The sequence below is a fragment of the Massilia sp. 2TAF26 genome, from assembly GCF_052115005.1.
In the GTDB taxonomy this organism is placed as follows: domain Bacteria; phylum Pseudomonadota; class Gammaproteobacteria; order Burkholderiales; family Burkholderiaceae_D; genus Telluria.
This window is the reverse complement of sequence record NZ_JBFRFV010000015.1, coordinates 129253-139900: the sequence shown is the minus strand read 5'-3', so window position 1 is coordinate 139900 and position 10648 is coordinate 129253. Positions and strand designations below refer to the sequence as shown.

At 65.5% G+C, this 10648-nt stretch carries 9 protein-coding genes and 1 pseudogene; 9 read left to right on the top strand and 1 reads right to left on the bottom strand.

Annotation, left to right across the window (positions count from 1 at the left end; translation table 11 throughout):
• A pseudogene (locus AB4Z32_RS16815) lies at positions 1-522 on the bottom strand (hypothetical protein); the annotation flags it as partial.
• A 464-nt stretch (positions 523-986) separates the two neighbouring features.
• On the opposite strand from AB4Z32_RS16815, the gene AB4Z32_RS16810 reads away from it, so the two are divergent.
• From AB4Z32_RS16810 to hslU, 9 genes are all read left to right on the top strand, one after another.
• Positions 987-2051, top strand: coding sequence for a porin (locus AB4Z32_RS16810; RefSeq protein WP_442123003.1), 1065 nt, complete (start codon positions 987-989; stop codon positions 2049-2051).
• Between the two features lie 189 nt (positions 2052-2240).
• On the top strand, positions 2241-3512 hold the full coding sequence (locus AB4Z32_RS16805) for a porin (protein ID WP_442123002.1): 1272 nt from the start codon (positions 2241-2243) through the stop codon (positions 3510-3512).
• Positions 3513-3612: 100 nt separating this feature from the next.
• Positions 3613-4290, top strand: coding sequence for a DUF484 family protein (locus AB4Z32_RS16800; protein WP_442123001.1), 678 nt, complete (start codon positions 3613-3615; stop codon positions 4288-4290).
• A gap of 1 nt (position 4291) precedes the next feature.
• On the top strand, positions 4292-5230 hold the full coding sequence (gene xerC / locus AB4Z32_RS16795; protein WP_442123000.1) for a tyrosine recombinase XerC: 939 nt from the start codon (positions 4292-4294) through the stop codon (positions 5228-5230).
• Positions 5231-5343: 113 nt separating this feature from the next.
• Entirely contained in the window at positions 5344-6402 is a 1059-nt protein-coding gene (locus AB4Z32_RS16790) for a CobW family GTP-binding protein (protein ID WP_442122999.1), read from the top strand.
• A gap of 205 nt (positions 6403-6607) precedes the next feature.
• Positions 6608-7060: an RNA polymerase-binding protein DksA gene (dksA, locus tag AB4Z32_RS16785; protein ID WP_442122998.1), complete on the top strand. Its 453-nt coding sequence runs from the start codon at positions 6608-6610 to the stop codon at positions 7058-7060.
• A 193-nt stretch (positions 7061-7253) separates the two neighbouring features.
• Positions 7254-8627, top strand: a complete 1374-nt coding sequence (locus AB4Z32_RS16780) for an STAS domain-containing protein (RefSeq protein WP_442122997.1) — start codon at positions 7254-7256, stop codon at positions 8625-8627.
• Between the two features lie 100 nt (positions 8628-8727).
• Positions 8728-9264, top strand: a complete 537-nt coding sequence (hslV, locus tag AB4Z32_RS16775; RefSeq protein WP_442122996.1) for an ATP-dependent protease subunit HslV — start codon at positions 8728-8730, stop codon at positions 9262-9264.
• Positions 9265-9287: 23 nt separating this feature from the next.
• Positions 9288-10622, top strand: a complete 1335-nt coding sequence (gene hslU / locus AB4Z32_RS16770; RefSeq protein ID WP_442122995.1) for an ATP-dependent protease ATPase subunit HslU — start codon at positions 9288-9290, stop codon at positions 10620-10622.
• Positions 10623-10648 lie beyond the last annotated feature (26 nt).

Sequence of the window (10648 nt, the reverse complement as noted above, 5' to 3'; positions counted from 1 at the left end):
GCGCGGCATCGTGGCAGGGCTGCGCTCCGTGGCAACGGCGGCGGGTCCGGCTGCCGGCAAGCCGCCGGCCGGGATGYCGCGCTCCAGCCCGCCCGCGCGCGGCGCGGCCCCATGTTCGCGCGCCAGCAGCCACTGCGCCTCGGGGAAGCCGCCGCGGCCGGCGTCCTCGAGCGCACGCAGGGCCTTGGCGCGCTGCCCCGGCGCCACCCGCTCGCCGCCCAGCACCAGCTGTGCATAGACGAGCCCGGCTCGCGCCAGGCCGCCGTCGTAGGCGCGCTCGTACCAGCCGGTGACGGACTCGGAACTCTGCCGGGCGAGGTCGAGGGGTATATGGTTGCCGATCAGCTGCCATGCCTCGGCGCAACCTTGCCTTGCAGCACGATCCAACCAGTGCAGGGCGGTGGGCAGACTCTTCGGCAGACCGGTGCTGCCGAACAGGTAGAGCCGGCCGAGCGCCAGCTGGGCTTCGGCCCGGCCGGCGCGCGCGCCACGGATGATTGCTAGCTCTTCACGGTTTGCCATCGCTTGTCTTACTACGTATCGGTAATGGAAACGCCGCCGCAGATGCGTACAGAAGCATGCAAATCACGGTGAATACGTGACGGATCAGTTCGCCAAGCTGTGTGATCCGGTGTGCGGTTGACGGATGGGCCAGAGTCTATAGCCGGCTCAGGGGCGATTCGTTTGCGATTCCATGTGCATTTGAGGCTGCACAAATATCACTGCTTGTGCCTGGCTGGCATGATGACGCCCGGAAACTTAAACAAGGCTTAAGATTTCCCTGCTGCACGAACCCAGGCGTTTCGAAAATACAACAGCACGATTGGATTTATTGGCTTTCGACCAAGTGGAGCCGTCATAATTGACAAATCCGACAATCTTGACGCATTGAGAAACTAAAGTTCACACATCCGAGTGTTCAGCAACAAGAATAAGTCTCAATGCTCTCTGGATTCCTGCGATTCACTTTATAAGGAAACAATTAGATGAAAAAATCACTCTTGGCAGTCGCTCTGCTGGGCGCATTCGCCGGTGTGGCGCAAGCTCAAACCGCTGTGACGATCTACGGTAACATCGACGCCGGCCTGATCAAGCGTACCGACCAGACCCTGAACATCGGCAAGCGTGCCTCGAACACCCTGGGCTTCAAAGGTACCGAAGACCTGGGCAACGGCCTGAAGGCACTGTTCCAGATCGAAATGCGTTACGAGCCGGACACCGGCACCACCGAGAACAACGGCCGTCCGCTGTTCCAGGGCCAGACCCGCGTCGGTCTGCAAGGTGATTTCGGTATGGTCCGCCTGGGCCGTGGCCTGACCCCGTTCCAGGAAGTCGTCGGTTCGTTCGAGCCGTGGCACGGCCTGCCGTCGCCGGCCGGTTTCTACACCGACATCTCGGTCGCCGGCTTCAACTCGGCTCCGCTGGACACCAACACCAGCGGCGGTTCGCCGAACAACAACCGCATCTCGAATGCGATCTTCTATAACTCGCCGGTCGCCAATGGCTTCCAGGTGAACGCTTCGTGGGCAACCAAGGAATCGACCGGCGGCTCGCTGACCGGTATCGGCGCCGGCGCTGCTTCGTACGGCGTCAATGCCGAAGGCACCGTGAACCCGTTCTCGGTCGCTGCGACCTACAACAACGGTCCGGCAGCCGCGATGGTGGCTTACGAGCGTAACGCCGTCGAAAGCAAGGTGTGGTCGGTCGCCGGTTCGGTCGCCGCTACCCCGGAACTGAAGCTGATGGCTACCTACACCCACCAGGACCAGGAGCACACCAACACCCTGCGTCCGACGACCAAGGCATGGCTGGTCGGTGCGACCTACGCCGTCGGTCCGGGCAAGGTGCTGGCTGGTTACGGCCGCAAGCACATCGACAACACTGCTTCGACCAAGCAGTACTCGCTGGGCTACGAATACAACCTGTCGAAGCGTACCTACCTGTACGTGGACGCATCGCGTAAGAAAGACATCGTCAACGTCGCCACCGGCAACCTGGCTGGCACCCCGACTGTCAACCACTACGACGTGGGCGTGAACCACTCGTTCTAAGCCAAACCGGGAGCTTGCTCCCGTTTAGCTGAAGTCCGCAAGGGCGGGCCTGGGCAACCAGGTCCGCCCTTGTTGCATCCAGGCCTTGTGCGATTCGCGCAACGCTTACGCGGCTGAGCAGTATTGGCCGGCGCGAATTGATGGGCATCCGATGATGTCGATGCGGTCCGATTTGCCATGGGAGATGCGATGAAGAAGATCCTGCTGGGCGCGCTCGCCGGCGCCTGTGTTCCGACCCTCGTGCTGGCCCAGACCAGCGTTCAGTTCTACGGTATCGCCGATGCGGGCCTGATGTGGCAGCGCGGCTCCCACCCCAAGATCATCAGTGGTGGCGAAGACGGCTCGCGGCTCGGCTTCAAGGGCAGCGAAGACCTCGGCCGCGGCATGAAAGCCGTGTTCAACCTGGAGGCGCGCGTCGAACTCGACACCGGCAAGCAGCAGCCGGTCCTGATCAACGAGAACCAGGGCTATTACCTGACGCGCGGCATGGGCGCCCTGCCGCCCAACCTCCTGAGCGCCGTGCGCCGCGCGCTGCAGCCGCCCGGCGGCCCGGCCGTCAATCCGGAAAACGCCCTGTTCGACCGCACCGCCATGGTCGGCATGATCACGCCGCTGGGCGCGGTCCTGGTCGGGCGCATGTACACGCCGGGCTACGAAGTCTTCGCCGCCGCCGACACCTTCGAGGTCGGCACCGGCGGCACCTGGGGCAGCATCACCGGCGGCACCGCCGGCTTCCAGGCGCTGGGCGCCGACATCCGCTCCCAGCGTTCCCTGCAGTACCGGATCGCCCTGCCCTCCGGCATCGGCGCCTCGGTCATGATCGCGGGCCGGGGTTCCGGCTACTACGGCCTGTACAACAAGTTCTGGGGCGCGGCCATCACCTACAAGGCGAACGGCTGGGATGTCGGCATCGGCCACAACCACGGCTACGACCCGAACGGCGCGCCCAGCCTGCGCAGTTCGACGATCGGCGGCTCGTACGCCTGGAACGACTGGAAATTCTTCGCCGGCTGGCACGACCAGCGCAACCGTCATTCGACCCTGCTGCCCACCTATATCGCCGGCTGGGATGCTCAGATCGCGCCCCAGCTCGCGCCGCTCGGCCCGGCCACCGCCGCCGCCCTGCGCACCGTGTTCATCGACAACATCAGCTTCAACAGCCAGATCGATGCGGTGGGCTACCAGGTCGGGCTGCACTACCGCATCGGGCCGGGCCGCATCCTGGCCTCGGTCGCGCACCAGAACGACCGCACGGTGTCCGACAGCGATGCCACCCTGTTCGCTCTCGGCTACAACTACTTCCTGTCGAAGCGCACCGACATCTACGCGGTGGCCTCCTTCATCCGCAACCGGAACGAGGCCCAGTACAGTCCGGCCACGGCGGGGGCGCCGGGCGGCTTCACGCCCAAGCCGGGCGAGGACGGGCGCGCCTTCCAGCTGGGGATGCGCTACCGCTTCTGACGCCGGCGCCACGGCGGCGGGCGGAACGGCGATGTTTATCTGCTTACGGCGTTTGCAGTCAGGTAAAATGAGCGGTCCACCTTTTTCGCAAGACCGTGCAATGACCGTAACGCTGGATCCCGCTGCCATCGCCCAATACCTGGTCGACCACCCGCAGTTTTTTGAAGAATACGCCGGCCTGCTGGGCGAGGTAAAACTGTCGAGCCCACTGACCGGCCGCGCCGTCTCGCTGCAGGAACGCCAGATGGAAGTGATGCGCGACAAGTACAAGGCGCTCGAACTGCGCATGTCGCAACTGGTGCGCCATGCCGAGGAAAACGCGGCGATCGCCAACCGTTTCCACGGCTGGACCCGCCAGCTGCTGGAAGCCGGCGCTCCCGACGAAGCGCCGGCCGCGATGCCGCGCGCCGTGGTCGACGGCCTGATCAAGCATTTCGTGGTGCCGCAGGCGACCCTGCGCCTGTGGAACCTGGGTCCGGGCCATGCCGACGAGTGGTATGCAAGCGACGTGTCCGACGACGTCCGCCTGTTCGCCAACGGCCTGCGTGCGCCGTATTGCGGCCCGAACCGCGATTTCGACGCCGTGCGCTGGCTCGAGGACAGCGCCTCCGTACGCTCGACCGTGCTGGTGCCGCTGCGCGCCGGCGGCTCGGCCTTCGGCCTGCTGGTGCTCGGTTCGCCGGATGCCGAACGCTTCGGCGCCAGCATGGCGACCGACTTCCTGGTCCACATCGGCGAGACGGCCAGCGCCGCCCTCTGCCCCCTGCGCGCTGCCTGAGATGGACAGCCCGGCCGCCGACGACTGGACCGGCCGCTACCTGGACGAGCTGCGCACCCAGCGCAAGCTCTCCAGCCATACCCTCGCCGCCTATGCGCGCGACCTGGCCGAACTGTCCGCATTGGCCGGCCACAGCGACTGGACCAGGCTGAGCCATTTCGAGATCCGCCGCTTCGCCGCCAGACTGCATGCCGAGGGCCAGAGCCCGACCTCGATCGCGCGCAAGCTGTCCGGCTGGCGCGGCTTCTTCAACTGGCTGGCCCGCCACACGCTTCTTCCCGCCAACCCCGTCGAGGGCGTGCGTGCGCCGCGCCGCGCCAGGCGCCTGCCGAAAGCCCTGCCGGTCGACGACGCCGTGCGCCTGATGGAAGCGAACCGCCGCGGCCACCCCGAACCGGCCGAACTGTGCGACCGCGCGATGTTCGAGCTGCTGTACTCGAGCGGCCTGCGGGTCTCGGAACTGGTGGGACTGGACCTCGGCTTCGTCGCCGCCAGGGATGGCGCGCCGGCCTCGCTCGGCTGGCTGGAGCTGGAGGCGCGAGAAGTCGTGGTCACCGGCAAGGGCAGCAAGATGCGGCGGGTGCCGGTCGGCGGCCCGGCGCTGGAAGCAATCGCGGCCTGGCTGGCGGTGCGTCCGCCCAGCAGCGACGGCAGCCAGGCCCTGTTCCTGTCGGCGCGCGGCGCCCGCGTCACGCCGCGCGTGGTCCAGCACCGCCTGAAAGCCCATGCGCTGAAGGCCGGCCTGCCGGTCCACGTCCATCCCCACGTGCTGCGCCACTCCTTTGCCTCGCACCTGCTGCAATCCTCGGGCGACCTGCGCGCGGTCCAGGAACTGCTGGGCCACGCCAGCATCACCTCGACCCAGATCTATACCTCGCTCGATTTCCAGCACCTGGCGGCGGTCTACGACAAGGCGCATCCGCGCGCCAAAGCCAAGTAAGGACCGAAGCGGGCGCACGCACGGCCGTGCTCGGTGGTGACATTCGATAAATTCCGGCATAATCCCCCGATTCTCGGCGGCCGTCCGGCCCCACTTTGATCGGATAGCGAAATATGGAATTGATCCCCAGTACCATCCTGACCGGCTTCCTCGGCGCCGGCAAAACCACGCTGCTCAACCGCATCCTGCAGGAAAACCACGGCCTGCGGATCGCCGTAATCGAAAACGAATTCGGCCAGGAAAACATCGACAACGAAATCCTGGTGCAGGATTCGGGCGAGCAGATCGTCGAGATGAACAACGGCTGCATCTGCTGCACGGTGCGCGGGGACCTGATCGTCGCCCTCGGCAACCTGGCGCGCAAGCGCGATGCCGGCGAGCTGCAGTTTGACCGCGTGGTGATCGAGACCACCGGCCTGGCCAATCCCGGTCCGGTGGCCCAGACCTTCTTCGTCGACGAGGAAGTTGGCGCTCACTATCTGCTCGACGCCGTGGTGACCGTGGTCGACGCCCGCCACGGCATGGACCAGCTGGACCGCCACGAGGAGGCCCAGCGCCAGGTCGGCTTCGCGGACAAGATCCTGCTGTCCAAAACCGACCTGGTCGACGCCGCCGCCGTCGAGGAACTCAAGGCGCGCATCCGCCGCATCAATCCGCGTGCGCCGATCTCCACCTCCGACTTCGGCCGCGCGCCGATCCAGGAAGTGCTCGACCTGCGCGGCTTCAACCTGAACGACAAGCTGGAACTCGACCCGGCCTTCCTGACCGCCGACGAAGCCCACGATCACGGACATGAGCACGACCACGATCACGTCCACACTGAGGCCTGCGACCACAGCCACGATCACCACGACCATCACCACAGCCACCACAGCGACGACATCGCCGCCTTCGTGTTCAAGAGCGAGCGCGCCTTCGATCCGGAACGCCTCGACCAGTTCCTCGGCAGCATGGTGCAGGTGTTCGGCCCGAATATGCTGCGCTATAAAGGTGTGCTGTCGATGGCCGGCGCGGATCGCAAGGTCGTATTCCAGGGCGTGCATCAAATCATGGGCAGCGACCTGGGTGCAAAGTGGGGCGATCAGGAGCCGCGCGGGAGCAAAATGGTCTTTATTGGTAAAAATTTACCAAAAGACGTCTTTATCCGCGGATTAGAACAATGTTTGGTATAAACTACTCCGGTTCTGTATTGCGGGTCAGCCAAGCTGACTGTGCAGGCCGGTAGTCAAACGACTGAACAGTCCCGCCAGGCAGCGGGACAGGCAGGGCAGCAAGCCCTGCCGTCACGGCAGCGAATCAGCGCGCACACTGTCATAATAGTACCGCTGAGTAAGCTGATAAAATGGAAACTCTGTCGTATCAAAGGTAAGTGAAGTCATGACTAAAACAACGAAACCGAATACCGTGGCGCAGCCCGAAGACCGCCTCCTGACGGAAGAGGAAATTCGGGCCATGAGCGACGACGACTACATGAATCCGGCCCAGCTGGCGTTCTTCAAGAACCGCCTGCAGGAACTCGAGAAGGAACTGCTGAAGAACGCCGGCGAGACGACTGAGCACCTGCGTGAAACGGTGCTGGTGCCGGATCCGGCCGACCGCGCCACGATCGAGGAAGAACACGCGCTCGAACTGCGCACCCGCGACCGCGAGCGCAAGCTGCTCAAGAAAGTGCAGCAGTCGCTGGCTTCCATCGAAGCCGGCGAATACGGCTGGTGCGAGGAAACCGGCGAGCCGATCGGCATTCCGCGCCTGATCGCCCGCCCGACCGCCACGCTGTCGCTGGAAGCCCAGCAGCGCCGCGAACTGAAGCAGAAACTGTACGGTGATTGAACCGTGACGGTCTGCCCTGAAAAAAGCATGCGCCCATCGCATGCTTTTTTTATTTGGACGCCAGATAAATTTCCCATGGGATACACTAGCGTCGGCTAGCCTGTCGATTGACGCAGCTCAGGCGTGCGCGCCACGTGCCGCAGGCCGTCGTGCTACTGTCTCGACCGGTGAAAAACGGTAGACAAGGACCGACGTGGGATTCTTTTCCTTCCTCAAGAAAAAGGACGATGCGCCCGAGGCGCAGGCCGGCGCACGCCCGCGCGCCGCCATCGACAGCGCCGGTCCTGCCAGCGCCTTCGCGCCGTCCACCCGCATGCGGCTCGACACCGAAGCCGAGCGCGAGCGCCAGCGCGAGATCGCGCGCGCCACCGCCGCCAAGATCGACGAGATCGAACTCGAGATGGCTTCCGACATCTTCGACGACCGGGCCTGGGCCGGCAACCGGCGCACGCCGGCGGTCGCCGCGGGCCTGCCGAGCGCCTCCCTGCTCGAACTGAACACGGAAGGCCTGCTGGCCGAGGAAGGCACGCCGGACCCCGCCGCGGCGCCCTCCAGCGCGCCGGCCGTCGAGGAAGCGGCCATCCTGTATGCCAACGGCCAGGGCGAGGCTGCCGAAGCGGCCCTGCGCGCCTGCCTCGGCAGCCCCTGCCGCAATGAGCGCCAGCCCTGGTGGATGCTGTTCGACCTCTACCAGGTCACCGGCCGCGAGGCCGCGTTCGAGAGCATCGCGATCGACTACGCCAGCCATTTCGAGACCTCGCCGCCGGCCTGGCTGCCGCCGAACGCGCCGCCGGCGGCGCAGGCGGCCGGCCAGCCCTTCGCCGGCGTGACCCCGACCGCCACCCTGCCGGGCCGGCTCGACGCCACTGCCGGCGTCCAGCTGGCAAGGGTGCTGGCGCCCGCCGCCGGCCCGCTGGTGCGCCTGGAATTCGGCGCCGTCGCCAGCGCCACCGCGGAGGGCTGCGCGGTCCTGCTCGATGCCCTGCAGACCCTGCGCCGCAGCGGCCGCGAACTGGCCGTGGCCGGCGCCGACCACCTGATCGCCGTGCTGCGCCCGATGCTGGCGATCGGGGAGCGCGGCGCCGGCGAAGCGCCCTGGCTGCTGCTGCTCGAACTGCTGCTGCTGCTGAACCGCGAAAAGGATTTCGAAGAGACGGCCATGGATTACTGCGTCACCTTCGAGGTCTCGCCGCCCTCCTTCGAGGCGCCGGCGCGGGCCGCCGTCAGCGTCGGCGCCACCACGGACGGCAGCGCGGCCGCCGGCGACCGCTTCCTGCTGCCGGGCCTGGTCGAGGGCGACAGCGCGGCGCTGCTGGCGGCGATCGATGCCTATGCCGCCCAGCATCCCTCCCTCGTGCTGGACTGCTCGCGCCTGGCGCGCATGGACTACGTGGCGGCCACCGTGTTCGGCGCCCGCCTGCGCCAGCTGGCCGCGCATGACAAGGGCAGCGGCAACGCCGATGCGCCGCGCAGCATCGAGCTGCGCGACCTGAACCACCTCGTGGCCGCCCTGCTGCGCCTGCTCGGCGTGGGAGAAGTCGCGCGCCTGTACGCACACAAATACTGAACAATATCGAACCGTAAGCCGGCTGCCGGACCCGACAGTTTCACCTTGTAATTGTATGGAGTAGCCCCACCTGCGGTTGGCAATCAACCACGAGGCAACTATGGAACAATTTCACGGCACGACCATTCTGAGCGTGCGGCGCGGCGAACAAGTCGCGCTCGGCGGCGACGGCCAGGTCACCCTGGGCAATGTCGTCATGAAGGGCTCTGCGCGCAAGGTGCGCAAGCTGTACCAGGGCAAGGTATTGTGCGGCTTCGCGGGCGGTACCGCGGACGCTTTCACCCTGCTCGACCGCTTCGAGGCCAAACTGGAAAAACACCAGGGCAACCTGCTGCGCGCCTCGGTCGAACTGGCCAAGGACTGGCGCACCGACCGCATCCTGCGCCGCCTGGAGGCGATGCTGCTGGTCGCCGACCGCGAGAAGACCCTGATCATCACCGGCAACGGCGACGTGCTCGAGCCCGAGGACGGCATCGGCGCGATCGGCTCGGGCGGCGTGTACGCCCAGTCGGCCGCCAAGGCCCTGCAGGAAAACACCGACCTGTCCCCGGCGGACGTCGTCAAGAAGGCGCTCACCATCGCCGGCGAGCTGTGCATTTATACGAACCTGTCCCACATCGTCGAGACGCTGGACTGAGCTGATCAATGAACAACCATCACATGAACATGACCCCCGCCGAAATCGTTTCGGAACTCGACAAGCACGTGGTAGGCCAGGGCAAGGCCAAGCGCGCGGTGGCGATCGCCCTGCGTAACCGCTGGCGCCGCCAGCAGGTGATTGAACCCCTGCGCCACGAGATCACGCCGAAGAACATCCTCATGATCGGCCCGACCGGCGTCGGCAAGACCGAGATCGCACGCCGCCTGGCCAAGCTGGCCGATGCGCCCTTCATCAAGGTCGAGGCGACCAAGTTCACCGAGGTCGGCTATGTCGGCCGCGACGTCGACACCATCATCCGTGACCTGATCGACATCGGCGTCAAACAGACCCGCGCCAGCGAAATGAAGAAGAACCGCCAGCGCGCCGAAGACGCCGCCGAGGACCGCGTGATCGACATCCTGGTGCCGCCGGCGCGCGACTTCGGCTTCAACGTCGCCAGCACCGAATCGAAGGATGGTGACACCACCCGCCAGACCTTCCGCAAGCGCCTGCGCGAAGGCGCCCTCGACGACAAGGAAATCGAGATCGAAGTGCTTGACGCCGCACCCCAGGTCGACATCATGGCGCCGCCGGGCATGGAAGAGATGACCGAGCAGATCAAGTCGATGTTCGCCGGCGTCGGAGCAAGCCGCAAGAAGCCGCGCAAGATGAAGGTCAAGGACGCGATGAAGATCCTGATCGACGAGGAAGCCGCCAAGCTCGTCAACGAAGACGAGATGAAGCAGAAGGCGATCCAGACCGTCGAGCAGAACGGCATCGTGTTCCTGGACGAGGTCGACAAGATCGCCTCGCGCTCCGAGCAGGGCGGGGCCGACGTCTCGCGCGCCGGCGTGCAGCGCGACCTGCTGCCGCTGGTCGAGGGCACGACGGTGAACACGAAATATGGCATGATCAAGACCGACCACATCCTGTTCATCGCCTCGGGCGCGTTCCACCTGTCCAAGCCTTCCGACCTGATCCCGGAACTGCAGGGCCGCTTCCCGATCCGCGTCGAACTGGAAGCGCTGTCGGTCGAAGATTTCAAGAGCATCCTGACCTCCACCGACGCCAGCCTGACCAAGCAGTACGAGGCCCTGCTGGCGACCGAGGGCGTGAGCCTGGAATTCGCAGCGGAAGGCATCYACCGCCTGGCCGAGATCGCGTATTCTGTCAACGAGCGCACCGAGAACATCGGCGCCCGCCGCCTGTACACGGTGATGGAAAAGCTGCTCGAGGAGATCTCGTACTCGGCCAGCGACAAGTCGGGCCAGACCCTGGTCATCGACGCCGCCTACGTGAACGAGCGGCTCGACAAGCTGGCGGTCAACGAAGACCTGTCGCGTTACGTGTTGTAATCAAAGGAGCGAAGATGGCGAACAAG